The organism is Pilibacter termitis (assembly GCF_900167335.1).
GTDB lineage: Bacteria > Bacillota > Bacilli > Lactobacillales > Streptococcaceae > Pilibacter > Pilibacter termitis.
Genome location: NZ_FUXI01000001.1, coordinates 107,726 through 132,792 on the forward strand (window position 1 = coordinate 107,726; position 25,067 = coordinate 132,792).

Annotated in this window: 22 protein-coding genes and 2 riboswitches; all 22 genes read right to left on the bottom strand. The window is 38.9% G+C overall.

Annotation, left to right across the window (positions count from 1 at the left end; all coding sequences use genetic code 11):
• Positions 1-15: 15 nt before the first annotated feature.
• Entirely contained in the window at positions 16-855 is an 840-nt protein-coding gene (locus B5D30_RS00540; RefSeq protein WP_234984583.1) for a DUF4430 domain-containing protein, read from the bottom strand.
• Positions 856-869: 14 nt separating this feature from the next.
• Entirely contained in the window at positions 870-5,540 is a 4,671-nt protein-coding gene (locus B5D30_RS14180) for a DUF4430 domain-containing protein (RefSeq protein ID WP_078806070.1), read from the bottom strand.
• A gap of 187 nt (positions 5,541-5,727) precedes the next feature.
• Positions 5,728-5,805: riboswitch (adenosylcobalamin-variant (AdoCbl-variant) riboswitch) on the bottom strand.
• A gap of 40 nt (positions 5,806-5,845) precedes the next feature.
• A complete protein-coding gene (locus B5D30_RS00550; RefSeq protein ID WP_078806071.1) occupies positions 5,846-6,289 on the bottom strand; it encodes a cupin domain-containing protein in 444 nt (147 codons plus the stop codon).
• 114 nt (positions 6,290-6,403) lie between these two features.
• Entirely contained in the window at positions 6,404-7,492 is a 1,089-nt protein-coding gene (gene eutH, locus B5D30_RS00555) for an ethanolamine utilization protein EutH (RefSeq protein WP_078806072.1), read from the bottom strand.
• A gap of 57 nt (positions 7,493-7,549) precedes the next feature.
• The gene (locus tag B5D30_RS00560; RefSeq protein ID WP_078806073.1) at positions 7,550-7,813 is read right to left on the bottom strand and encodes a EutN/CcmL family microcompartment protein; all 264 of its coding nucleotides are present in this window, start codon (positions 7,811-7,813) and stop codon (positions 7,550-7,552) included.
• A complete protein-coding gene (locus tag B5D30_RS00565) occupies positions 7,810-8,322 on the bottom strand; it encodes a hypothetical protein (protein ID WP_078806074.1) in 513 nt (170 codons plus the stop codon). Before B5D30_RS00565 ends, B5D30_RS00560 begins: the two co-directional genes overlap by 4 nt.
• 30 nt (positions 8,323-8,352) lie before the next feature.
• A complete protein-coding gene (gene eutD / locus B5D30_RS00570; protein WP_078806075.1) occupies positions 8,353-8,985 on the bottom strand; it encodes an ethanolamine utilization phosphate acetyltransferase EutD in 633 nt (210 codons plus the stop codon).
• A 219-nt stretch (positions 8,986-9,204) separates the two neighbouring features.
• Positions 9,205-9,489 carry an ethanolamine utilization microcompartment protein EutM gene (gene eutM / locus B5D30_RS00575; RefSeq protein ID WP_078806076.1) on the bottom strand — a complete coding sequence of 95 codons (285 nt, stop codon included), beginning with the start codon at positions 9,487-9,489 and terminating at the stop codon, positions 9,205-9,207.
• A gap of 168 nt (positions 9,490-9,657) precedes the next feature.
• The gene (eutM, locus tag B5D30_RS00580; protein WP_234984584.1) at positions 9,658-9,939 is read right to left on the bottom strand and encodes an ethanolamine utilization microcompartment protein EutM; all 282 of its coding nucleotides are present in this window, start codon (positions 9,937-9,939) and stop codon (positions 9,658-9,660) included.
• A 22-nt stretch (positions 9,940-9,961) separates the two neighbouring features.
• Positions 9,962-11,431 (bottom strand): acetaldehyde dehydrogenase (acetylating), encoded by a 1,470-nt coding sequence (locus B5D30_RS00585; protein ID WP_078806077.1) that lies wholly within the window; start codon positions 11,429-11,431, stop codon positions 9,962-9,964.
• A complete protein-coding gene (locus B5D30_RS00590; RefSeq protein WP_078806078.1) occupies positions 11,432-11,944 on the bottom strand; it encodes a BMC domain-containing protein in 513 nt (170 codons plus the stop codon).
• Between the two features lie 11 nt (positions 11,945-11,955).
• On the bottom strand, positions 11,956-12,609 hold the full coding sequence (eutL, locus tag B5D30_RS00595) for an ethanolamine utilization microcompartment protein EutL (RefSeq protein ID WP_078806079.1): 654 nt from the start codon (positions 12,607-12,609) through the stop codon (positions 11,956-11,958).
• A gap of 17 nt (positions 12,610-12,626) precedes the next feature.
• The gene (gene eutC, locus B5D30_RS00600; RefSeq protein WP_078806080.1) at positions 12,627-13,517 is read right to left on the bottom strand and encodes an ethanolamine ammonia-lyase subunit EutC; all 891 of its coding nucleotides are present in this window, start codon (positions 13,515-13,517) and stop codon (positions 12,627-12,629) included.
• Between the two features lie 39 nt (positions 13,518-13,556).
• Entirely contained in the window at positions 13,557-14,921 is a 1,365-nt protein-coding gene (locus B5D30_RS00605; protein ID WP_078806081.1) for an ethanolamine ammonia-lyase subunit EutB, read from the bottom strand.
• Positions 14,922-15,078: 157 nt separating this feature from the next.
• Positions 15,079-16,512, bottom strand: coding sequence for an ethanolamine ammonia-lyase reactivating factor EutA (gene eutA, locus B5D30_RS00610; RefSeq protein WP_078806082.1), 1,434 nt, complete (start codon positions 16,510-16,512; stop codon positions 15,079-15,081).
• 86 nt (positions 16,513-16,598) lie between these two features.
• Entirely contained in the window at positions 16,599-18,005 is a 1,407-nt protein-coding gene (locus tag B5D30_RS00615) for a sensor histidine kinase (protein ID WP_159443148.1), read from the bottom strand.
• A gap of 1 nt (position 18,006) precedes the next feature.
• A complete protein-coding gene (locus B5D30_RS00620; RefSeq protein WP_078806084.1) occupies positions 18,007-18,600 on the bottom strand; it encodes an ANTAR domain-containing response regulator in 594 nt (197 codons plus the stop codon).
• 112 nt (positions 18,601-18,712) lie between these two features.
• A riboswitch (adenosylcobalamin (AdoCbl) riboswitch) is annotated at positions 18,713-18,853 on the bottom strand.
• Complete coding sequence (locus B5D30_RS00625) at positions 18,845-19,192, bottom strand: BMC domain-containing protein (RefSeq protein WP_078806085.1); 348 nt, start codon at positions 19,190-19,192, stop codon at positions 18,845-18,847. (Overlaps the previous riboswitch by 9 nt.)
• 310 nt (positions 19,193-19,502) lie before the next feature.
• Positions 19,503-20,624 carry a 1-propanol dehydrogenase PduQ gene (locus B5D30_RS00630; RefSeq protein ID WP_078806086.1) on the bottom strand — a complete coding sequence of 374 codons (1,122 nt, stop codon included), beginning with the start codon at positions 20,622-20,624 and terminating at the stop codon, positions 19,503-19,505.
• A 9-nt stretch (positions 20,625-20,633) separates the two neighbouring features.
• Positions 20,634-21,194, bottom strand: coding sequence for a cob(I)yrinic acid a,c-diamide adenosyltransferase (locus tag B5D30_RS00635; RefSeq protein ID WP_078806130.1), 561 nt, complete (start codon positions 21,192-21,194; stop codon positions 20,634-20,636).
• 151 nt (positions 21,195-21,345) lie between these two features.
• Positions 21,346-21,810, bottom strand: a complete 465-nt coding sequence (eutP, locus tag B5D30_RS00640) for a EutP/PduV family microcompartment system protein (RefSeq protein ID WP_078806087.1) — start codon at positions 21,808-21,810, stop codon at positions 21,346-21,348.
• 642 nt (positions 21,811-22,452) lie between these two features.
• Positions 22,453-24,762 carry a formate C-acetyltransferase gene (gene pflB, locus B5D30_RS00645; protein WP_078806088.1) on the bottom strand — a complete coding sequence of 770 codons (2,310 nt, stop codon included), beginning with the start codon at positions 24,760-24,762 and terminating at the stop codon, positions 22,453-22,455.
• Positions 24,763-25,067: the final 305 nt, after the last annotated feature.

The following is a 25,067-nucleotide window of genomic DNA, read 5'->3' on the forward strand; positions in this document are numbered from 1 at the left end:
TAAATTTTTAGCCATTTACTGAGGGGAACCGACATCTTTTCCTAAATCGCACGTGTAGAGCCATTCTACAACATCGCCATTTTGCAACACATAGCGACTAGAACCGTAGTTTGGAAACCAATTATTGACTTTGTATAACCAACCAGACAGTGGACCGCAGTCAAATTCATAAATATTGGCAATTCCCTCGATGTAGGCACTATTGTAACCAGGAGTAAAGGTCGCCTCTAAATGTATTCCTTTTTCTTTTGTCACTCGTTGAAGCACTTCAAAAGCACTCTCATTTTTGGAAAACTCGACTTCCATTTTTGGTAATATTACCCCGTTGTTTGGGATAATACTTTTTTTCTCTGGGTCAAGTTTGTCCATGTTTTTCAAAATCGTATCCACTCGAATACTCACGGTTGCTCGGTAAGTTTCTTTTGTATCAACCTCTACATCTTCTGGATTAACAGGTTTTGGCTTAGTATTTGAGGAGGAAGTAGGTGTCGAATTGTTCGGAGTACTAGCAGTTTTACTGCCTCCTTGACTTTGCACTTGACTTCCTTGTTCATCGTTTGCACCATGGTTGACAACATTTTCCGAGAATTGAACAACTTCTTCTGTTTTTCCCGCTGTGGATTGACTCGTTGCTTTCTTACTTGCTTGCGTGCTGCTCGAGCTTTTTTTCTCAGAGGAACTCGTTGTTTTTCCTGTTGCTTTGCTTGTTTGAGACTCTTTTACAACTGTCGAACTATTGGAAGTAGCATTACTCGCTTGGTCGCTTTTGGACGCTTGATTGAAGAAAACACACCCAAAGACGATAATCAGCAAGTAAAGTACCCCAAGCAAAATTTTCCCAGTTTTTGTTTTCATTACATTCTTCATTCCTACCACACTTTCTTTATTTTCAAGACAAAGGCAGTTAAGACACCGATAATTCCCATGAATAACACCCACAAAATGATTTTTTGATTTTTAGCAAACCAACCTTTTTCAACAACGTCACCAGTAACAGGCAATGTATAATCAGCTCTACCTATTTTTTGCGGTTCATTTATATCACTTGCTACATCGGTTGCTTGAGTGGTCGTTTTTGCTTGTTTTTCATCGCCAGAATACGTGCCAAGTTCAGAAGTACGTTCTCGGTTAGTCGTTAATGTTTCAGGAGTGCTTGTTGTTTTGATAATGCTTGTCGTTGTACCATTTACGCCATTGGCACCATTCGATCCGTTTTTCCCGTTGTTTCCGTCAACTCCATTTGCTCCATTCGTACCATTTTTCCCGTCTATACCATTTTGACCATTGGCTCCAGCTTTTCCAGTATCGCCTGTTGGACCTTTTTGTCCGTCCGCACCATTGATTCCGTTTGTGCCGTTTGTGCCGTTTGTACCATTCGTACCGTTTTGACCGTTTGTTCCGTTTGTTCCGTTAGTACCATTTTGTCCGTCTGTGCCGTTTTGGCCGTCCGTGCCGTTTTGGCCGTCCGTGCCGTTTGTTCCGTTAGTACCATTTTGTCCGTTCGTGCCATTCTGACCGTCCGTGCCATTCTGACCGTCCGTGCCGTTTTGACCATTAGAACCGTTATTTTCACCAGTTGAATTGGCAATATCTTTTGCATCTCGCATGTCGTAAAGACGGTTTTCGTTGTTTTTCAAACGACTATAAGCTGTTAGAGCGTAAGCGGCTTGATGAGTTGCCATTTTATCGCTTTTTCCTGTTGTACTTGTACTATAATAAAAACTTCCGTCTTGAAGTTGATAACTTAGCAAGGCTTTTAATGGAGTATTCTTCCCTTTGGTAAAACGAACATCGCCTCCTGCATCTATGCCTAATTCTGACAAAGCAGTCACCACTTGAGCAAGAGTGCAAGCATTTTCTTCGCCCCAACTTCCCGCAGGCTTGAATGTACCAGCGTTTGACATAGTGTCTGAAAGATATTTAATTGCCAAATTAACTGCGGTTGCTACTTTTGGATTGGCATTATTATAATATGGAGCAAGAGCTTGCAATGCCATAGCCGTCATATCTGGGTCTGGTTCATCTCCAGTTAAATTCCAGCCACCATTTGCTAGTTGTTTCTCAAGAATTTCTGTAATCAATCGTTGACGTAAACCAGCAAGTTCCTCACTCTGATATTCTCTACTATCCAAAGCAATCAAAGCATAAATCGTTCCATTCACACCTTGCCATTTCAAATAATCAAAGTCTTGGAATCCTTTCAACAAATTCATTCCTTCAATATTTTGTGCATTTTTACCCAAGGAAGATAGCGTAAGGATTATTCGACTCATTTCCGTTGATTTTCGCTCAATTTTTCCCGTACTCGCATTTTTCAATTTGCCTGTTTCTGTATCATAATTGGCTTTGAGATAATTGACGAGTTGTTGGTAATACTTCGTGTAAAGTGTATCGTTTTTGATATTTCCACGTGCTAAAGCGAGAATTTCCCAATCTTGTTCTGTTGCTACTGGATTTCTTTCTGCAACTTTTTCGATTTGTTGTAACACTTTCGTCAAATTTTGATTTGGAAATACATCTTCTGGAACCGTTGGTTTTTCTGGCTCTGTTGGTTTCTCTGGTTCCACTGGCTTTTCTGGTTCTTCCGGATCTGTCGGTTTCTCTGGATTCGTTGGTTCTTCTGGTTCTGTTGGTTTTTCTGTTTCTTTTTCCAACTCTAGTGAAATAGTTGGCAAAATCCCAAACGGGAAAGGTCCCACTGCCACGGCTGTCATATTTGCTGGAACACCTGCTAAAGGAATGGAACGATGACTACCGATAGTAGAACCCATGGAACCTACCACTACATTTCCATTTAAAACAGTTTTTGTCTTATCCGTAATCGTATAATTGACCACAAAATCTGTAATCAATTCACTATACTGTTTTGCCGAATTGCTCTTGAACTCCAACTCTCCGTCAGAATAGACAATACTTGGTGCCAATTTATTGCCAAACCCCGGATTGTAAATAGCAGCCATTTTTTCAATTGCTGGCTCAATTCCTTTTAAGGTAATTTTCGCTGTATCGCCAATTTTAAATTTCTCATTTGGTCGAGTGATATTTTCCACTTGCACATTTAAGGATTTTGCTTTGACGATATAATAACGTTTCGCTCCTTTATGCGTAAGCTCTACGATATTGCGTCCTTCTGTTACGAAAATGTGGAATTTGCCATTTTTATCCGCCTCATACTCCGTCCAAGCTGTGCCAAATTCTGCTTGATTCAGTGGTTTATGCACACGCACACTCGTTTCTTTTGCAGGTGTAAACTCTAACTCTCCTGCTCCAATCGTTTTATCAAAATAAACCGTATCAAAATCGTTTCTTAGTGAAAGACCTGTGTCAAAATTCTCTCCACCGTCAACATTTACCACAACGGAAAGCGTATTTCGTTTGTCTATTCCATTGAATTTCAACGCTTTTCCATTTTCGTCCACATAATCCAATGCTCCGTAAGTAACTTTGACAATCGCAAGTCCTTTTTTCTTCGCTGTAATTTTCAACTGCTCTCGTCCGACATTGCCGATGTTTTCAATTTCTGTGGCATCTCCTAAAAGTTCAAAATGATATTCTGGCTCGACAAAATTATTTGCCACCACTCCTTGAGTTGCTTGCCACACTCGAAACGTATCAAGGTTGAAACTTTCGCCAATGCTTAAATTCACCGTCCCTGTGTCGTCTAAATTTGTATAGACATTGTTGTTATATTGTGAATCACTTACCTCGCTTGCACCTGTTACAACATCTAAAGTGGCACTTTCAGCATTGCTCCATTCGTTTTCTTTTGTCAAATCTATTTTGACAAGAGAGCCGTCTGAGGTGTTTTTGAAAAACTTCACCTGTTTGACAAATCCTGCTTTTGTTGCCTCAAAATGCACATTGATTTTGTCGTCTTTTGGTAAATCATTGACAGAATAGGTGTCGTATTCATCTGTTGACAAGCTCTCTTCTTTTTTCAATGGATACTCTGTAAACGCTGTGAAATTTTTCTCCGATTTTTGATAAACCCCGATTTTCGCTCCTTTTGTCACTTGCACAAAGGTTGCGGTCGAATTGTACTTCAGCTGATTCATCCCATCTTGCAATTTCTTTGTTACGTTTTGAACTATCTTTTCAGAACTTGCTGTATTTGCATAGACGTTCTTTGCATTTTCTAATGCAGTTGAAAAAACTTGCCATGATTCTGCGGTATATTTTGATTCTTTGCTAAGGAAATTTTCCGCCTCATCAATCACAACTTTCAAAGATTGACGACTTTCCTCGCTTGCAGGAGGTTCTGCCTCAATATTTCGCACCTCTGAAAATTGGGAAGTGAAACTTTCTAATTCGTACCCACCAAGCGTTTTATCTGGCACGTAAGCAATTGGTTTTTCTCCGTCAAAAATCACTTTGCCCGCTCTAAAATTCGGAGCCGTTGTTCCTTTGAAAATAACGCTTTTCAGATTCGGTGTATTGGTAAAATTTTTATCATAAATTTCATTTACCGCCAAATCACCTGCAAAAATAACCGTTTCTAAAGAGGTGTTGGAAACAAGTAATTTCCCTGTTATCCGTATGCCTTCTGGCAAAGTCAATGTTTTCACCCCTTGCCAATTTGACAGCGGACTACTTCCGTCTTGTGCTTGACCGTAACTTGGTCCGTTCGCCGTAGTTGCTTGCGAACAATCCAATTCTTGCAATGTTGCACCAAGGATTTCTCTCGCATTTCCTATATCATTATTGGCAAGTGTATTGGCAACCATTCCTGTGATTTTTAATTTTTGAATAGCAGAATAATCCCAATTTCCTTCGGTTTGACCATGCTCTTTTAGAGCATTTTGGATTTTCTCAATGATTTTTCCGTTAGGATTTTCAATGACTATCTCCTCTTCAATCACACTACTTGTTGCGTTCCCGCTCAACGCAAGCAGTGCTGATGAAACTTCTTGCTCCGTTGCAAGAGGGTTAATCAGAACATCTAATGCTTGCTTTTTCACTTGTTCACTTGCCGTAGAAGCAAACAATCCTCGCATGAGTTCCGTTTTATTGGCATGAGTGTAAGGAGCATTTGCCTCAATGCCTAAGTCATTGCCATAATCTTCTACTGAAAATTGCCAACGAATAACATCTTTCTCTTGAAGAACGCGACTTCCTGCACTTGTGTTGATTTGCTCATGATTAACCGTCACCATCCAACCAGATGTACTCGAATAATCCATTTCTCCTAAAGAACCATCTCCGCTCCCAGATTGGAGTTTTGTTTTAATATAAGGTGGCGGTGCAACTTTTCCATTATCAATCGAATAAATCCTTGACAAATAAAAACTATTACCTGAACCAAACGCATCATAGTTCAATTTTTTGTCATTTAAGATTTTTCGTGTCGCATCTTCGACCGTTGTTCCTTTTGGCAAGCTCACTTTTGTTGGCTCAACATAATAACCTTGCCCTAAATTATACCCCTCCACATCAACATAAACCTCAACACTCGAATTGTTTTCTGCTGCAAAAACGGCAAGCATTGGACTTGGTTGAAATACTAGGACGGCTAATATTACTAATCGCAATAATTTTTTCATCGTATTCCCTTTCTGCGAGATTTTTTTCGCTTAAAGCTACCTTTAAAAACTTCTTATTTTCTACGTGAAACTTGGTTTCATTACTTTCCTTGCTTTCCTCCTTCATATTTTTTGGGCTATCAGGGCAAATACTTTTTGAGTAACACAAAAAACCATTCCCTCTCTCATAAGGAAATTGTTTTGTAACATTTTGGCGAGCGACCCGACTTTTACGGTTGATTAGAGACAGTCTAGGAGTTCCACCTAGTTCCCTCAGTTCCAAAATTTTTATCTATCTAATTTTATGGTACCTTTAAAGGTACTCTTTATTGATTTGCCCAATCAGCAGGATAGGTGACATACATAAAACGTGCTTTTCCTTTTACGGAAAATTCAATGTCACTTCCTTTCGGAATGTAAATAATTTCTCCCTTCTCTACGCGATTTACTCTACCGTCTACAATAATATCTAGCGTGCCGTCAATCACATAGTCAATTTCGTCATAATCTAAATGCCAAGGGAAAGTGGACGCTTCCATTTGCATCAACCCACACCCTAAGCGTGGACTTTCCTCAAGCGTGTATAAATCATGACAATAAACTTTATCCGTTGGATTTCCTGTATCCAGTCTATCTTTTTCCGTCACCTCTACCTGTGGTAAGCTTACCTTAATAATACCACTTTTATCGGAAATTTTCGATAGGGAAAATTGTTCCATAATAATTTCTCGTACCATTTTTTCAACTGTTTCTTTTGTTAAATTATTCATTTATACTTCCTCGTTTTTTCTTGATTATTTTTCTAACAAACAAACTTGCCATTTATCCAAAGAATAAGGGCAACTCTAATGATTTTTCTCAATATGTTGTTCATTCACTGCTTGTTAATCTTTTTTCGACAACATACGATTTGCCATAAATTGAGCAACAAAAATCGCTGTAATCCCTGCAACTAATTTCCCAACAATCATCGGGAACAACATTTCTTTTGCTGCTCCAGCTGTAAATCCTAAGTGGTCACCAAATACAAACGCTGCTGATACTGCAAATGCTACATTGATGATTTTTCCACGGTTGTCCATATCTCCTAACATTTCAAACATCGGAATAGAGTTTGCAAGAGTGGCAACCAAGCCTGCTGCTGCTTTTTCATTCATACCAAGCAATTGTCCAACTTTTTCTAATGGTTTAGCAAAAAGTTTGGTAATAACAAATACTAAACAGAAAGCTCCCGCAAGTGTTAGAGCGATACTTCCGACAACTTCTATCCCCTCGGTAACAGGTGCAATATTTTTCACTGGTTTAAAACCAACCAATAAATCCATTGCTCCAAGTACCAAGCCTAAAGTTGCCACAATTACCACACCTTGCCCGAAAATAGTAAATCCTTTGATCATTTTTTCAGGAATTAAAGCAAGACCTAGCATAATTAAAACTGCAAAAATAACAATCGGAATAAGATTTTTCAAAATCATAATAATTGGCATACCCGCCGTCAAACCACCTGCCAAACAACCTAGAGGAATCGTTACAATACCGCTTAGTACACCTGTTGCTAAAAAGCGGTGGTCTTCTTTTTTAATAATACCAAGTGCTACTGGAATGGTAAACACAATCGTAGGTCCAAGCATTGCTCCAAGAATTGTTCCAGCAAATAAACCAGCTTGTGGGTCTTCTGCAAGTTTTTGTGCTAAATAAAATCCACCCATATCATTTGCCAAAAGCGTTGTCGCAAACATAGACGGATCTGCTCCAATTGCTTTGTAAGCTGGCACAACGATTGGTGAGAGAATATCAGCCAATACAGGAGCCAATACGATAATTCCGACCATTGACATTGCCAATGCTCCCATTGCGTTAATTCCTTCCTCGAAATGCTCGCCAAGTCCAATTTTTCCGCCGATACATTTATCCACGGCTCCGATTACCATAAAGGCAACCATAACATACATAATAATTTCATTAATGCTCATTTTTAACTCTCCTTATAAATTTTTATTTTTTTGCAACAAATAAATTTTCTTGCAAGATTATTCTTGTTCGACAGAATCCACTATGCCGACAATGGTTGAATCTACTGGGATTTCTTGCTCTAGTGCTACTCTTGCAGCACTTCCTGTTACGACAATGACTGTGTCTCCTACACCAGCACCCACATTGTCGGCTGCGATAAACGTGTCTTGCGTGCTATTTTCTTGATGATCTAACCGCTCAACGACCATAAATTTTAAGCCTGTTAAACGCTCATTTTTCCGTGTCGACCAAATATTCCCGATTACTCTACCAAGAATCATTTACTCCCCCTCCTTGCAATAGAATGTTTTCGCTTTTTCCTTAACTCCTCTTGATAAAGAAATTTCTCAAATTCTTCATCAGAATGGATAAAGTGAACGCCGTAGCTTTCTAGTTTTTTCATCATTTCACCGATTTCTCGCCAAATACCAAAGCGTGTAGCACTCCGCAGTTCTTTTAGTGAAAATGAAGTAGAAAGAATGAATACACTTTTTTTCTTTAGCAGAGCTTGCAATATCGTTTTTGTTTCTTCATCGTTTTCTTGAAGATTGGCAAGTGCCGAAAGTTGCCCAAGCGTGAGATTGGCAACTAAGAGCATATCCGCCAGCGAGATTTCTTGCGAAAGAACAAGATAATTGGTTATTTTTTCAAAAATCGCCTCGGGAAGATTTTTTTCATCTCCTAACAACATTGCACACAATGTATTTGTTGATGTATCTTTTATGTCTAGTCTTTTTATGACCTCCTCTACTATTTTTTGAATGAGAATTTCTATTTCTTCGCTTTTCATGCACTTCCCTCCAATCATATTTACGAAAAATTATTTTACGATTTCCCCACGCATTCCTCTTGTAAATCCACAAGCGTTTGCCTCATCTGTGTCAATGTGCATATATGTCGCAAAATCTTTGCTTACACGAATAACCACGTCATCAAAGATCAAAGGACGCACTCCGCAGGCTTTTACTTTCACAATTTCTTCATTGACCACACCGAATTTTTCAGCATCTTCTGGCGTCATGTGAATGTGGCGTTTAGCAGCAATGAGTCCTTTTTCTAAATGCACAACATTTTCGCCATTCATCAAAGTAACTCCCGGTGTACCATTGATGTCGCCACTTTCCCGAACAGGTGCGTTTAAACCAATCGAACGCAAGTCTGTCAGAGACAATTCCACTTGTGAAGAATTTCGAGTTGGTCCCAAAATAATCACGTTGCTAAACATTCCTTTCGGCCCAATAACAGCAATTCTTTGCCCTGAGGCAAATTGCCCCGGTTGAGACAAATCTTTTGCCTTCGTCAATTCAAACCCTTTGCCAAATAGTGACTCTAAATCCTTTTGTGAAAGATGAACGTGTCTAGCACTTGCTTCTATTTCAAAGGAATGGTCACTTTCTTTTTCCTTTATTCGTTTCACAACTTCACTAACAATTTTTTCTATGTTTGTATCCATTTTGTTGCTCCTTACTTATAGAATATTTTTTGAAACCTTTTAGGTTTTGGTTTGCTTAGTTGATTGCTTAGCGGGGGAACTTTTAGTTTTGCTAAAAGCAAGTCATGCAATTATAAATTTTGCATTTACCTGAAAACACGATAGCTCATATTCTCAGGTAAACGAGGTTAGAGTATTCTTTCGTTTTAGGGAATCCCTAACCTCAATTTACAGTACCTTTTATTTTTCTATTGCTTTAGGCAAAATCGCATCGACTTCTGTGTGTGGACGTGGAATTACGTGAACGCTCATTAATTCACCAACACGTTCTGCTGCTGAAGCTCCTGCATCAGTTGCTGCTTTTACTGCTCCAACATCGCCACGAACCATTACCGTTACAAGCCCTCCACCAACTTGTTCTTTTCCAACTAACTCAACGTTGGCTGCTTTTACCATTGCATCTGCTGCCTCAATTGCTCCGACTAATCCTCGTGTTTCAATCATTCCTAGTGCGTTTAATGACATTTTTTTGCTCTCCTTATAATTTAATTTTTTGTTCTACCTAAATTGTTTGCTTAGAGGGGAAATTTTTAGCTTGGCTAAAGCAAGTCGTACAACTCAGCTTACTTCCTAAATTTTCCCCTTCTTCGCAAAAGACTTTCGCTACGCTTTAATTTTGTGTTCTCAGATTTTTTATTTCATTGATTTTGGTAAAATCGCATCTACTTCTGAGTGTGGGCGTGGAATTACGTGAACACTTACCAATTCTCCCACACGACTTGCTGCAGCACTTCCTGCTTCTGTTGCCGCTTTTACTGCTCCGACATCCCCACGAACCATGACTGTTACAAGTCCTGAACCAACTTGTTCTTTTCCAACAAGTTCAACATTCGCTGCTTTTACCATTGCATCTGCTGCTTCGATTGCTCCGACTAATCCACGTGTTTCTACCATTCCTAATGCGTTTAATGACATAATATAATCCTCCAATTATTTTCTATTTATTTTTCAACTGCTCAAAAACTTGAGCGACAATTGACTCGATGAGTTGTTCTTGACTACAACTTGTTGCGTTGACCTCACATTGCGTATCCATTGCTCGAATTTCTTCAAGTCCCATTTGACCAAAAGCAACTCGGCGAATGTTCAGCAAATGAAGTGGGGTAATGTTATCACTTGATGCACTGCCACCAATTGCTCCATTTCCAAGGGTCAAAGCAGGTGCGAGAGCTGTACTTGCTCCAATTCCACCTAACGCTGCTGGTGTGTTGATGAGCAAGCGATTCACTGGTTTTTTCAATGCAAATTCTTTGATTAACTCACGACTTTCCGTGTGCATTGCCATTGTATGCCCAGCACCTTCGCCCATGAGAATTTCAATTGCCAAATTACAAGCCTCTTCGTGATTTTCCACCACGTAATAAGCCAAAATCGGACAAAGTTTTTCACGAGAGTAAGGATATTGCAGCCCGACATTTTCTTCTGGAGCAAGCAAAACACGTGCGTCCGTTGGAATGGTAATCTCTGCAAGTCGTGCAATAGTATGCACATCACGTCCAACAATTTGCGGGTTCATCGTGCCATTTGGTCGCAAAATAAATTTTGACAATTTCTCCGCTTGCTCTTTTGTTAAGAAATATCCTCCATTTTTTGCAAACTCTGCTTTAATCTGAGCATCCGTCGATTTTTCGACAATAACGGATTGCTCAGATGCACAAATAGTCCCATTATCGAACGTTTTACTATCCATAATACATTTGACCGCTTTGGGAATATCAGCCGTTGAAGTGATATACGCTGGACCATTCCCCGGTCCTACACCAATCGCTGGTGTGCCAGATGAATACGCTGATTTCACCATTGCATTCCCACCCGTTGCCAAAATCAAATTGGTCAATGGATGTTTCATCAACTCTTGCGTTGCTTGCATAGTCGGAATACTAATCACACCTACTGCATCTACTGGTACGTTCAATTCCGCCAATGCCTCACGAATAATTTCAACGGTCGCTAAAATAGATTTCAACGCTCCCGGGTGAGGTGAGAATACGATACTGTTCCCAGACTTAATCGCAATCATTGCTTTGTAAATCGCAGTTGAAGTTGGGTTCGTTGACGGAATAATTCCTGCCACCACTCCGACTGGAACAGCTACCTCTATAAGTTTTTCTTCCATATCCTCACGCAAAATCCCGACCGTTTTCATGTCTTTAATAGAGTCGTAGACCACTTTTGAGGCAAACAAGTTTTTAATCACCTTATCTTCCCAGCGACCAAAACCAGTTTCTTCATTTGCCATTTTGGCTAATTCCACTCTTTTTGCATAGGTTTTTTCAGAAATTGCTCGCACAAGTTCATCTATTTTTTCTTGAGAAAATGTAGCTAGAATTGCTTGAGCTGCCTTTGCTTTTTTCAGTAAATCTCGCACCTCTTGAATAGAGCGTAAATCTTTATCTTCTAATGCCAATTATTTCCCCTCCTCTTTTTTATAGTTCAAAATTGAGCGAACCAATAATTCTTTATTTGCAAATTTAATTTCCTTTTTCGTCAAATTTGGCAAATTAATTGCATAAGCAAGCGAGCGAAGGTCAACGACTTTCATTTTGTTCAATTCTTCTTCTGAAAAATTCTCCTCAGAATGTTCCTCTCCTTGCTCCATTTTTACTTCATTTCTTTCAATCGTTTCGATTGTTTTTTCTTTCTCTTGTTGCTTTTTGGTAAGTAGCGTATCTGTTTGGCTATCGACTCTTGCAATCACGTGATGACTTAAATAACCATTTAATTGTTTGGCGATTTCTACTCCTGCATCAATTGCTGCTCTTATCGCACCAACATCTCCACGCACAACAACAGTCGTTAAGCCACCCTTTGTTTTTTCTGATGATTGAAGATGAACATCTGCTGACTTGAGCATAGCATCTGTCACAGCTACCGCCGCAAGAAATCCACGCACCTCCACCATTCCTAATGCTGTTTCCATATGCTCACCTACTACATTACACGTGGTGTATCAGCGACTCGACAAACTGTACTAGCAAATGCCTCAACAGCTGCTTTACAAGCTGATTGTGTCCCCGTCAATAATGCTCCTGCAAAGTTTGTTTCAGACGGAGGACCATAGAAAGTTGCCAATTTCACATCAGCAGATTTCAACGCTTCATCAATGCCCACAATCGCCTCGTTTGGCGGAGCAATCAAGTAAGCAATTGCCTCGCCTTCGGTAATGCCTGCCTCATTTGACAAAAAGCTACCTGTTCTGCTGACAACGTGTGCAAGATAAGGAATCGAATCATCCTCGTTTGCACTTACGAACGCTACGTCTTCTTCGATAACACGAACTGCCGTTTGAAGTCCGCTATTCACTTCTGCTGGCGAAGGACCTGCGATAATCGCAATAACCTCACCTGCTAATTTTGTACTAGCATTTCCAGCTCCAGCGTACATACTTCTTGCATAAACGACTTCAACAGCCGCCTCTTTTGTCGCCTCATCTACTGCGATATACGTTACATCATCACAGTCCGAAGTAATAATCCCAAGCGAGCGAATCCCTTTTTTCAATTTCAACTCTTTTGCCAAAGAATCATCAACATTTGGAATGACTTGCACGCTTAGAACACTTGCACTTAATCTATCATTTTTCATTCTTACGTCACCTCTCTTTACGCCTGTTTCAAATCAATTCCTGATTTTTTCGCATCTAGCATTTTCTTAATCAAATCTGCAATATATGCTCCTGCCTCAACTGCTGGTGTTCCGCCTTTGTGAATACTGGCAAGCACTGTTCTACGTGCCTCTGGCATACCAACAGTTGGACGATAGGCAACATATGCACTCATTGCCTCCGCTGTTACAAGTCCGGGACGTTCACCAACGAGCAAGCAGACAACATCTGCATCTGTATATTCCCCAATCGCATCCATTGCTGGCACACGACAATATTTGACGAAAATAATTTCTCCCACTTCAATGCCGTGCATTTTCAATCCTTGTTTGATAGAAGGCAAAATTTCTTCGATATTTGCTCCAATGGCAGCTGAAGATAAGCCGTCGCCGACAACAATTTGCACTTTTGGTTTCTTTGGAACTGCCGCTCTGATTTTTTCTTCATTCGCTTTGTCAAACTGACGACCACGAGGAGGGCTTGTTAAATAATCATCTTTTGATTCACAAACTGTTTTGACTGAGACGAAATTCATTTTTTCTACTAGTTCCTCTGGCACTTCTGAGAAAACAGAGTCTTGTGCAGCAGCGTGGTCAGCACGAAAACGAAGTTGAGTTTGCAATTTGTACCTTGTTCCTTCACGTCCGCACCCAAGTCGTGCTGGCGTGTAAAATTTCATTTTCAAATAGCCTTCACGATTTTTTGGATTTTCCACCAATAGTTGCTTACGAATGTCAATTTCTGTAATATCTTCTAGCACACCGTCCTCAATAACAGAAGGTGATTGGCTAAGTGTTGCGACAGTTTCCTTTACTTGAGTTGTATTGCCAGATTGTGTCATTTCTTTTAAAATTGACTCAATCATTGTTCTTAATTCTGTAGCCTTCATGTGTCTTTCCTTTCTATCTCTAGCGTTATTAATGTCTATTTATCTTAGAAAAATAGAAGCATCGCCTGCGTTTGCTGTTAATTTACCATTTTCCATAATGCCCATTTTTTCCAACCAAATCTCAAATTCACGAATTGGTTTACGGTCGAATAAATCACGAATCGTTGCTGTTTCATGGAAACCTGTCGTTTGGTAATTCAGCATAATATCATCGCCATGAGGAATCCCCATGATGTACGTGCAATTTGCCGCTGCAAGCAATGTCGTCAAGTTTTCCATATCGTTTTGGTCAGCTTTCATGTGATTGGTGTAACAAACGTCGCAGCCCATTGACAATCCATGCAATTTGCCCATGAAATGATCTTCCAATCCTGCACGAATAACTTGTTTCGCATCGTATAAGTATTCTGGCCCGATAAATCCTACTACGGTATTTACCAAGAAAGGATCATATCTTCTAGCAAATCCGTAACATCTTGCCTCCATTGTCACCTGATCGGCACCAAAGTGAGCCTCACTTGACAATTCACTCCCTTGTCCTGTTTCAAAATACATAACATTTGGCCCTGCTGCTTGTCCTTGTTTCAAAGCCAAATCTCTTGCGTCTTGAATAAGTTGACCTGTCACACCAAACGCTTCATTTCCTTTTTGGCTACCTGCGATAGATTGGAAAATCAAGCCTGTTGGAGCTCCTTTTTCAACTGCTTCCATTTGTGTAGAAACGTGAGCAAGTACACAAGTTTGTGTTGGAATTTCCCATTTTGAACGAAATTCTTCGAATTTATCTAAAATGCGAATAACAGACTCGGTAGAATCGTCTACTGGATTTAGCCCAATCAAAGCATCTCCTGAACCATAACTCAACCCTTCCATTACACTTGCCATAATACCGTCAACGTCATCTGTCGGATGATTTGGTTGCAAACGATTCGAGAATGTTCCAAGGCGACCAATCGTTGTATTTGCTGTTTTTTCAATGCGAATTTTTTTGGCTGCAACGATTAAGTCCATATTGCTCATCAACTTACAAACTCCTGCAATCATCTCAGAAGTCAATCCACGAGCGATATGTTTAATATCAAAATCTGTCGTATTGTCGTTTAGCAAGAACGCACGCAACTCCTCAACCGTCCAGTTTTTAATAGAATTGAAAATTCGCAAGTTCACATCATCAATAATAATGCGTGTAACTTCATCTTCCTCATAAGCAATTGCTGGATTATTGAATAAATCATCTAGCGTAAGTTGAGCAAGAACAATTTTTGCTGCTACTCGCTCCTCAGAGCTATTTGCTGCCACTCCTGCCAATTTGTCTCCAGATTTTTCTTCGTTCGCTTTTGCCAAAACTTCCTTTACGCTTGCAAAAGCATAACTCTTGCCGAATAATTTTGTTTTTAAAATCATTTGTTTGTTCCTTTCTTTTTGTTAATTTATTTTTTGTTTTTCTCGTGTCTCAAATTTTTTTAAGGCGGTTTCGCCGCAGTTTGCAATACTAAAATTTCAAACAAGCAAATGGTTTCGCTCAATGCAGCTGACTTCCCCCACCTCTTCACTTTTCATTTCAGTCAAAAACCAACGTTTTTATAATCACAGGCAACACACTTCCACCTGCTATCGCCTCTCCTATGTCAATGTAGTCTCCGTTGTCTGCTGTAATAGAGTCTATTGATATAAATGGATAGTCTTTCGGTAACAAATGATAGAGACTTTGTCCGATTGTTTTTGCCATATCTTCTTTTACCACTAAAATAATTGGCAAATTGGCTTGAATAAATGGTGTAAGTCCTTCTACAATTTGTTTCGTCAAATCTTGGATTTCTTGGAAACGTGGATTTCGCCAACCGTCAAATGCCAAAGCTATTTTTTGAGGGCTGTCGTTTTCAAAATGCCACTTAATTTTTTGCAAAATCTGTTTTGGCAACACATTTTCAGCCACTTCCTCTTTCACTTTCTCCAAATGCACAACAGGCAAATTGGCAATGGGCAAAATGTTTTCAGTAAAACTAATCGTACTTCCACTCACCTCAGTCAAATGTGTTCCTGCACCAACTACGGTTGCTTGTATCGTCTCCTTAGAATGTTTGACTTCTTTTTCCGAAAAAATACGTGAGCGTTTTATCGCTCTGCCAAGCAATAAACCAATGTCTCCAAATCTCAAAGATTCTTGCTCTGTAAATTCCTCAAAACAATCGGCAACCCCACCTGAAAAAGTGACAAGTGGAATATTATGCGATACATCAATGCCATGATTGGTAACAAACAAATCATACAATTCATGTTGCTCACCAATTCCAATAGCATTCTCCAAAATTTGTGCGAAATGCTGACAAACTTTTTCCAAATCGCTCACTTGATACGGTTTACCAATCGCTAGTGGAATGTGAAAATGTTCCGCTAACTTCACAACTTTTGGTGTCATATGTTTTACTGTTTGCGTTGCGACATCTAGTTTTATTACACGACCGCCAATATCGAAACAACCTGTTGACTCCAAATCTCCTGCTGAAAAGACTACTAGATTGCTCGTTCCGCCACCAATATCCAAATTAACCGCTCGCTCGCCACTTTCTTTGGAAATAAATTGTGTGCCTGCTCCTTTCCCTGCGATAATGCTCTCAAGGTCAGGACCTGCCGTTGCGACTACAAAATCTCCTGCAAAATTAGAAAGAGCATTTAGTACATTACTAGCATTTTCCTTACGTGCAGTTTCACCAGTGATAATAACCGCTCCTGTATGAATCGCCCCTTTTTGAATACCTGCTCGCTCATATTCTCTTTCAACAAATTCCTTTAACTTCTCTGCATCAATATTTGACTCATCTAGCAAAGGAGTGAAAATGATTTCACTTCGGTAAACAATTTCTTTTTCAGAAATATCAATACGAGGAATGGTAAAATCTGACGCAAAATTTTCAACTGTCAACTCCGAAATAATAATTTGACTCGTGCTAGTGCCTAAGTCAATTCCGACACTTAACAGCTTTTCTTTTTCCATAATATTCCTCCTCTCACACTTTTTAAGCAAAGGTTTTATTATCAAAAAAGGACGTTTAAAAGCATGAGAATTTCTTCTCTCTACTTTTAAGCGTCCTTGCTTGTTTCTTTATCTTCCATGATAAATTGTATTCGATTGTGAGTGCCATTCGCACTTGAAGTAACTTCTAATTTGCCTGATAATTTTTCTGTCACATACATTTCGATGATGTTCATTCCGAGATTGCGTTTTGCTGTTTTCGTGTCAAATCCTTTGCCGTTATCTTTTACAAGCAAGTCGATTTTGTTGCGTTTTTTCTTCGCCGTTATCTTGATGAACCCCTCTTGTTTTTCGTCAAAAGCGTGTTCGTAAGCGTTGGCGATGATTTCATTTAAAATCAAACTTAGCGTAATCATCTGCTCGGTATTTAAAACGATTTCTTCGTCAATATCTAGCACAATCTTAATTCCCTCTCTTGCAAGGCTATACAAAAGATTACGTGTAAGATTTTCAACCATTTCTTTGAGTGAAACAATGCCGTCTATGTGCTGAGAGAGCAACTGATGTGTTTGAGCAATCGCCAAAATGCGTGAGGAGCTGTCTTGTAAAACTTTTTTCGCCTCCACACTATTCGTCCGCCGCTCTTGCAAACGTAAAAGAGAAACAATTGATTGTAAATTATTTTTAATGCGATGATGAATTTCTTGAATCATCACTTCTTTTGTCCGCAACTCAAGCTCCTTGCGTTTCTCCTCAGTTTTGTCTTCTATCAAAACGAGAATATGATTCGATTTTGGAAACCATATTTTTTTTGTCAAAAAAGTAAAATCTTGATATGGATTTTCACTCACTTCACTTGTTTCATTTTTGACTGTAAACAAGTATTGCAAATACTCAAAAGTCGTATAATCCAAGCTCATATTGTCGTAGTGATACGTGTTCAAATTCCCTTTGTAGCCTAACTTTCGATAAAGTTTTTCAGCTGGGTGATTATGGTAAAAGCATTGACCATTTTCATCATAAATCAAAATGCTCTCGACAAATTGGTCATAATAATGCAATTCACCGTCAATAAACACATCAAAAGCAGAAATATCCTGCACTTCATTCAGTATTTCCTCTTCATTATCACTCTCCAAAATCAAAACCCCAATTGTTTTTTTGTTGTTTCGGATTGGATAAATCGTCTGAAATACTTTTTTCCCCTCTTGTGTCATTGCAAGCAATCTACGTGAATCGCTCCCCGTTTGAAGTGTTCGGTGAACACCCGGTTCATCTTTTAGCTTGGCAAGCTTGCCGACCACTTCTTTTTCATAAAGTGATTGTTTTTTCTTTGGACGAAGGTGCCAAACGACAAGTGCCTCATGTGTCCGTTCATCATACACATCAATAAACACATCAAAATTGGCATATTTTTGATTGTCCTTGCTCTTTTGTGCAGTGGCAATAATCTCTGCAATATCTCCACATTCAAGTTTTGTATGCTCTTCACAGAGCTGTTGTAACAATTTCATCTCAGTCATCACTTAACACAATCATTTCTGCTAATTCTTTCATCGAAATACGTCTTTGCATACTTAAAGTACGCATCATGCTATAAGCAGCTTCCTCGTCAATGCTTGATTTTTTCATCAAAATTCCTTTTGCACGCTCAATGAGCTTACGATTTTGCAAATCAGTTTCGAGCTTGTCAATTCTTTTTTGCAACGACATCAACGTTTTCCCTTTGCTCATCGCAATTTTCACCGTAGGAATAAAACTTTTTTCATCAAGTGGTTTTACAAGATACCCACAAGCACCGATTTCACTCGCTTTTTTCAGATGTTTTTCACTACTGTATGCGGTCAAAAAGACCACACAACCTGCTAAACCATCTTGACTAATCTTTTTTCCTGCGGAAATTCCATCTAGTAATGGCATTTCTATATCAAGCAATACCACATCAGGCAAATGTTTCTTGCACGCCTCAATTGCTGCAATACCATCTGCAGCTTGTGCGACCACTTCAAAACCTGCCTCTTCGAGCATTTCCACAAAATCCATTCTTACCAAGGATTCATCATCAACAACGATTATTCTCCCTTTGCTCAACAATAACACTCTCCTCATTGAAAGTTTTTCATGCTTTCAACCAATAAACTTATGTGAAATGTTTTCTATCAAACAAAAATATGAAGAAGAAAACCTAAAACATTCTGCTCATTGGTTCGTATTTTGTATTAAGCAAAGGAACCGCGTATCTTCCTATGTACTTAGTGAATGGACAAAAGACCAGACTTTAGCGATGTGCTATTTACTGTGGATAACGGACCGTTGAGGATTTCCACCTCATTCCATTGTACATTCACTCTCATTATGTTTTGGTAATTTTTGTATCAACATTAAAACCAAGTATATCTTTTAATCCTGCCAATACTTCTGTTACCGCCGACTCAACTGAACTAATATCTCCGCTAATGACTACACTGCCACTAAAACGGTCGACAAAACCTATTTCTACCGCACCGCTTTTGGTTGCAATATCTACTGCAATAATTGCCGCCTCACTCGGTGTAATCGTTAAAATCCCCAACGCACCTTTTGCTTGCGTATTTAATCCTAGTTTTGTATAAATCTCTGGATTGGGGCTTGCAATAATATGTGCCATAGTGACTTGTTTCCCCGGCACATATTCTTGAATCATTCTCTGCTTTTCCGTCAATGAAACCTCCTCCAATTTCTACTCACAATTTGTAAAATGCTCTACAAACGAAAGTAGTATGCTCTATTTTTCTCGCTATCCCCAGAAACACACCAACAACATTATTCGTATGCTCCGTTGATAGCATAAAAGGGGGTCTATAAACAAACTATACAAAAATGTAAAGTCAGCTAATAGAACCCCATCGTTCGTCTTTTTTTTAATGCGTACGTCCTTGTACATTATTAGTAAAACATAGTTTTTTCATTCTGTCAATAGCAAACGGTTTCTTTTTGTATATTTTTTTTCGTATTTTTACTTACAGGCATCTTTAAAGCACTTTTTCTAAAATTTTCACCACGTCATCTTCACTTGGTTTTCTAGGGTTGGTTGCAGTTGTCGGGTCTTTTAGAGCATTCTCAGCTACTATTTGTATTTCCTTCAATACATCTTGTTTTTTCAATCCCCACTCTTGTAAAGTGCTTGGCATATCAAGTGTCGCACGCAATTTTTTAATCGCACGGATAAAATAATTCACTCCTGCTCTGGAAGAGGCACTAGAGCAACCAATCAAACGTGCAAGATTGGCATAACGAGCAGCAGTGATACACTCATTATTCACATTCTGCTCAAGTTCAGCATTAAAAGCGACAATTTCAGGCATTAAAATAGCATTCATTCGACCGTGAGGTACGTGAAATCTTGCACCAGCAGCATGAGCAATTCCATGATTTAGCCCAAGTCCTGCTTGATTAAAAGCAATACCAGCAAGGGTAGAAGCAATGTGCATTTTTTCTCTTGCTTCCGTATCCTCTCCATTTTTATAAGCTCTTGGCAAATATTCAAAAACCAATTGCACCACTTTTTCCGCATAAGCATCAGAAAAATCATTATGCCCCGTTGAAACATACGCTTCTAAAACGTGCGTTAAAACGTCCATTCCAGTATCAGCAGTAATTTTTGGTGGAACTGTCTTGACCAATTCTACGTCCAAAATCGCAAGTTCTGGCAAGATTTCATCTGTTACAAGTGGATATTTTGTACCAGTATCTTTGTTTGTAATGACTGCAAAACTTGTCACTTCACTCCCTGTTCCACTTGTCGTTGGAATTGCCACAAAGAAAATCTTTGCATTTTCCTCTAGTTTATTGTAGAAAAATTTCATTCCTTTCGCTGCATCAATCGCACTTCCTCCACCGATAGCAACGATTGCTTCTGGAGCAAATGCCTTCATCTCCTCAATTCCCTCCATTACCTGTTCAATCGGTGGGTCTGGCTGGATATTAGAAAAAATTTTCACCTGTTTGCTTGCCAACGCTGCTTGCAATTGAGAAAAAATCGGTGTTTCAAGCAAAAATGGATCACTTACCACAAAGATTTTTTCCTCTGGTAACTCCGACAGACAACTAATACTTCCATTGATAATTTTTGTTTTCATTTCTAATGTTTCCATAATTTCCTCCTAGCGAAATACTTTGCCACTTCTTTCATAATATTCGTCTTCTACATTTTCCAAGCGATTCATCTCTCTTGCCAAGGCGAAAAAATAGTCAGACAAGCGATTTAAAAATACTAATACTTCATCATTGATTGTGGAAGTCCACATTAATTCCACCACTTTACGCTCAGCATTTCTCGTTAGCGTACGTGCAACATGGCAATCACTTGCCAGCAAACTTCCTGTTGGCAAAATAAATCTTTCAATTTGCGAGCAATTTGCTGTATAAACATCAATTCTTTCTTCTAAAAACATTGCCCACTCTTTTTGTACTCGCCAATCATAGTCCTTCTCAGCAGGTGTTGCCAAATCCGTACTACAATCAAAAAGATAGTTTTGAATTTGCCGTAATTCTTGGGAAATTTCAGGGTAGTTTCCCTTTGTTTGAGCAGTAATCCTCCCCACCCAAGAGTTTAAAAAATCGACATATCCATAACTTTCCACTCGATCGCTTGCTTTACTGACCAATTGCCCACCGATAAGACGTGTCATTCCTTTATCACCTGTTTTGGTATAAATCTTCATTGTTGCTCCTTTCTTCTCGTTTCCTTCGGAAACGCTCGAAACTTGACCTCCGCTTCGCTTCGGCCAAGCAGGGTCACTCGCAAACTTCGTCTGCTCGAAGTCTTTTCTTCTCGTTTCCTTCAAAAATGCTCAAAAATTTTTTCCCGCTTTTTCACTTCGTGATTTCTTGTTTCTTGATAGTTTCGCCTTCTGATAAAAAATCATGTAATTTTTCCAAACCTACTTTTTCCTTTGATGAAACATAAAAAATCCGCTCTGCTCCTGCCTCTTTTAGCTGTGTTTCTACAAATCGAATTTCTGCATCATCTGTTGCCAAATCCATTTTCGTCACAATCCCAATCACTGTTTTTGGATACATCGCCCCAAAACCTTGAGAAAAAATCTGCTCATGCTCACTCACACTTTGCACCAATCCCACCACATCAGCCTCTGCTGCTGTAACAGTCAACGATTGAATAAACTTTCGGTGCAAAATATATTCCCCCGGAGTATCAATCATCTCATCAATAAATTCAAGTGTCTGTGTTTTGTTATAATTCAAATCCTCCCCACGCATCGCTTGAATTAAACTTGTTTTGCCGCAACCTACGGCACCCATCAAAATAATTTTCTGCATATGACCTCCAAACGCAAAAAGACACCAAAAAGAAAACTCTTTTCAGCGTCTTTGCCTGTCCTGCACACAACATTGTATGCGTTTTTTACTATTATAGCGGATTCTTTTTTTTATTTCAAGGATTTTTTAGAGTTTATTAGTCTAAAAAATTTAGACTAACAAAAATGGTCATTACCCTCCCGACTTTTACAGTTACCATCACTCAAAAACATTAAGAAACCTTGAGGATATAAGGATTTTTAATGTTTTTTTATTTATTTTTTTGTTGCGAACGGTTGTTTGTGTTATAACAAGGTATGTTTATAAAAATCACGAGGATAAACAGTCCGTTTCAATTGTTGAAGGGGATTGAGAAGGGAATAAAGTAAAACAGCGTACCATAAATCGTTCGGTCAATTATCAAAGTTAGAAGCGGAAAATCCTCTTTTTTTGGAAAAATTGAAAACAGACTTGGAAAATGGAAGATTTGAACAAACAACAAAAGAACTTCAAGTAACCTTTTAAGGCAATAACCATTATCTCAAATTTAAATACTTAAATCTATAAAAAATGGAAAAAGCTACATAAAACGAAAATGATTTTATGTAGCTTTAGTTATTTAACTTTTTCAGCAGGATCAAAAATCAGGGGGCTAATTATCCATTATTTATTATTCAAAACTTCATGGAACACACGTTGTGTCAATTCTTGTTTTTGTTCTGGTGTAAGATATTTCGTGTTTACACAGTAGCCTGAGATACGCACGATAACGTCTTCGCCGTTCATGATTTTGTCATAAACTGCATTCAAGTCCATAACGTTCAAGTTTACGTGTTGTCCACCTTTTTCAAAGTAAGCATCTAAGATGTCTACTAAGTTTTCAACTTGTTGTTCACGAGTTTTACCAAGAGCTTGCGGTGCTACTTGAGTTGTCAATGAAATTCCGTCATTTGCATGAGAGAAGTCCAATTTAGCAAGTGAGTTCAAGTTTTGCAACCAACCACCTTTTGCTTTGTTTGAAGGATTTGCTCCTGGTGAGAAGAACTCAACTTCGCTTGTGTTGACACTTCCGTCCTCGTTCAAGTACACACCACGGTGAACTGGAGAGTTACCAGTTTGTTTAGAGTACGCAACGTTTGAAGTGATTGTCAACAATGAAACAGTTGCTTCAGCATTTTTGTAAAGTTTGTGACTTGCAAGACGAGTGTGGAACATTTCCATTACTAATTTTGCAATTTCATCTGCTCTATCATCATCTTCACCATAACGAGGGAAATCACCTTCTGTTTTATAATCATAGATATAGCCATTTTCATCACGAATTGGCGTTACTTTACCATATTTGATTGCTGAAAGGCTATCTACTGTATTGGCAAAACCACAAATACCGAATCCCATGTTTGCACGTTGGTGACTAGGCAAGAATGCCATTTGAACAGCTTCGTAATTGTATTTATCTGTCATGTAGTGGATGATATTCAACGCATCAACATATGTTGAAGTCAACCAATCCAATGATTTTTCAAAGTTTGCAAGAACATTGTCGTAGTTCAATACTTCATCTGTTACAGGTTCAATATCGAACACTTTGTAATCACTATGCACATCGTCATATCCACCGTTCAAACCAGTAAGAAGAGCTTTCAAGACGTTTACACGAGCACCAAAGTATTGGATATTGTGACGACCTTCTTCGTTTTCTGGGTCAAGTGGAGATACACAACATGAGATACAGCTCATTTCGCCGTAACCTTCACGTGCCATTGTAGATACACCTTCATATTGGATAGAAGAGTGTTTGTGGCTCATATCCATACAGTAGCGTTTGAACGCATATGGCAATTCTTCTGCCCAAAGCACTGTCAAGTTTGGCTCTGGAGAGTTTCCGATATTGTCCAATGTATTCAAGAAACGGTAATCCATTTTTGTTATGCGGTGACGTCCGTCATTTCCCATACCTGCCATTGAAGTAGTGATAAATGTTGGGTCTCCTGAGTAAAGTGCATCATACGCTTTTGTACGAGCAAACTTCACTGTACGAAGTTTCAATACAAAGTCATCTACAAACTCTTGGATTTCACTTTCTGTAAATGTACCACGTGCAAGGTCACGTTCTGCAAAAATGTCAAGAACGATTGGTACACGTCCAAGTGAAGTAGCTGCACCATTGATGACACGACATACTGCCATAAATGCGATATTCGTCCATTGAATCGCTTCTTTTACGTTCATCGCTGGGCGACGTACATCTAAACCATACAACTCACCAAAGTTAATAACTTGTTGTAATGCTTGGTATTGCAAGTTAATTTCTTCACGCAAACGGATTGTTTCTTCATCAATATCGTTGATTTTGTTCCAATCGCTTGCTTTTTCTTTCATCAAGTAGTCTGCTCCGTAAAGTGCAAGACGAGTGTAAACACCGATAATACGTCCACGAGAGTATGCATCAGGAAGTCCTGTTACAGTGTGTGCATGACGTGCACGGCGAATATTTTGAGTGTAAGCACGGAAAATACCGTCATTTACAGTCGTTGCGTATTTTGTGAAAATATCATGAATTTCTGGAGCCACTTCATAACCATTTTCTTTCAAAGTTGTTTCTGCCATGCGGATACCACCTTTTGGCATAAAGCTCAAGCGGAACAACTCTGAGTTTTGCAAACCATAAATCAATTCATTTTCTTGGTCAATGTAACCAGCTGGAATTTCATCAATAGATGCCACTCTGTCTGTATCCATTGGGAAACGATCTGCTTCATAACTTGCTTTTGTTTCTTCAACGATTTTTTTCATTTTAAGTGAACGTTCTGTTGCACCTGCTAAGAAAGACTCGTCGCCGTCATAAGGTGTGTAGTTTGCTGATACAAAGCGTGAAATACTCGCTTTTGTTTTCCAGTCTTCACCCTTGAAGCCTTCCCATGCTTTTTCAAAGACATCTTGAGTGATTTTTTCTTTTACTGCTGTTGCCATGTTTTTGGTTCCTCCTCATTGGAAATGAATTATGTAACAGTTCTTTCTGCTGTTACACTTCGACAGTGTAATTGCTACAACTTTTTTACAATCCAATAATAACGCATTTATAACGGTTTCACAAGCAACTCACTCCGAATATTGACAAAATCATACAATTTCTGTAATACAACATTTTTCTACTGTATCATTACAGCAGATTAGAATGTACATCTTTTTATCCCTAGATTTCCTTGACTACTTTTCAACAAGGGAATATACTGAAAAAAAATTAGGTAACGAATTTTTTTCACAAAAATTCACCG

Bases quoted from the DNA above. Each gene is read 5' to 3' on its own strand.
- eutD (WP_078806075.1), bottom strand. From the start codon at position 8,985: ATGGATACAAACATAGAAAAAATTGTTAGTGAAGTTGTGAAACGAATA.
- eutM (WP_234984584.1), bottom strand. From the start codon at position 9,939: ATGTCATTAAACGCATTAGGAATGGTAGAAACACGTGGATTAGTCGGA.
- eutL (WP_078806079.1), bottom strand. From the start codon at position 12,609: ATGAAAAATGATAGATTAAGTGCAAGTGTTCTAAGCGTGCAAGTCATT.
- B5D30_RS00605 (WP_078806081.1), bottom strand. From the start codon at position 14,921: ATGATTTTAAAAACAAAATTATTCGGCAAGAGTTATGCTTTTGCAAGC.
- eutC (WP_078806080.1), bottom strand. From the start codon at position 13,517: ATGAAGGCTACAGAATTAAGAACAATGATTGAGTCAATTTTAAAAGAA.
- B5D30_RS00540 (WP_234984583.1), bottom strand. From the start codon at position 855: ATGAAAACAAAAACTGGGAAAATTTTGCTTGGGGTACTTTACTTGCTG.
- B5D30_RS00550 (WP_078806071.1), bottom strand. From the start codon at position 6,289: ATGAATAATTTAACAAAAGAAACAGTTGAAAAAATGGTACGAGAAATT.
- B5D30_RS00620 (WP_078806084.1), bottom strand. From the start codon at position 18,600: ATGAGGAGAGTGTTATTGTTGAGCAAAGGGAGAATAATCGTTGTTGAT.
- B5D30_RS00560 (WP_078806073.1), bottom strand. From the start codon at position 7,813: ATGATTCTTGGTAGAGTAATCGGGAATATTTGGTCGACACGGAAAAAT.
- pflB (WP_078806088.1), bottom strand. From the start codon at position 24,762: ATGGCAACAGCAGTAAAAGAAAAAATCACTCAAGATGTCTTTGAAAAA.
- eutH (WP_078806072.1), bottom strand. From the start codon at position 7,492: ATGAGCATTAATGAAATTATTATGTATGTTATGGTTGCCTTTATGGTA.
- B5D30_RS00630 (WP_078806086.1), bottom strand. From the start codon at position 20,624: ATGGAAACATTAGAAATGAAAACAAAAATTATCAATGGAAGTATTAGT.
- B5D30_RS14180 (WP_078806070.1), bottom strand. From the start codon at position 5,540: ATGAAAAAATTATTGCGATTAGTAATATTAGCCGTCCTAGTATTTCAA.
- eutA (WP_078806082.1), bottom strand. From the start codon at position 16,512: ATGGAAAAAGAAAAGCTGTTAAGTGTCGGAATTGACTTAGGCACTAGC.
- B5D30_RS00615 (WP_159443148.1), bottom strand. From the start codon at position 18,005: ATGAAATTGTTACAACAGCTCTGTGAAGAGCATACAAAACTTGAATGT.
- B5D30_RS00635 (WP_078806130.1), bottom strand. From the start codon at position 21,194: ATGAAGATTTATACCAAAACAGGTGATAAAGGAATGACACGTCTTATC.
- B5D30_RS00565 (WP_078806074.1), bottom strand. From the start codon at position 8,322: ATGAAAAGCGAAGAAATAGAAATTCTCATTCAAAAAATAGTAGAGGAG.
- eutP (WP_078806087.1), bottom strand. From the start codon at position 21,810: ATGCAGAAAATTATTTTGATGGGTGCCGTAGGTTGCGGCAAAACAAGT.
- eutM (WP_078806076.1), bottom strand. From the start codon at position 9,489: ATGTCATTAAACGCACTAGGAATGATTGAAACACGAGGATTAGTCGGA.
- B5D30_RS00590 (WP_078806078.1), bottom strand. From the start codon at position 11,944: ATGGAAACAGCATTAGGAATGGTGGAGGTGCGTGGATTTCTTGCGGCG.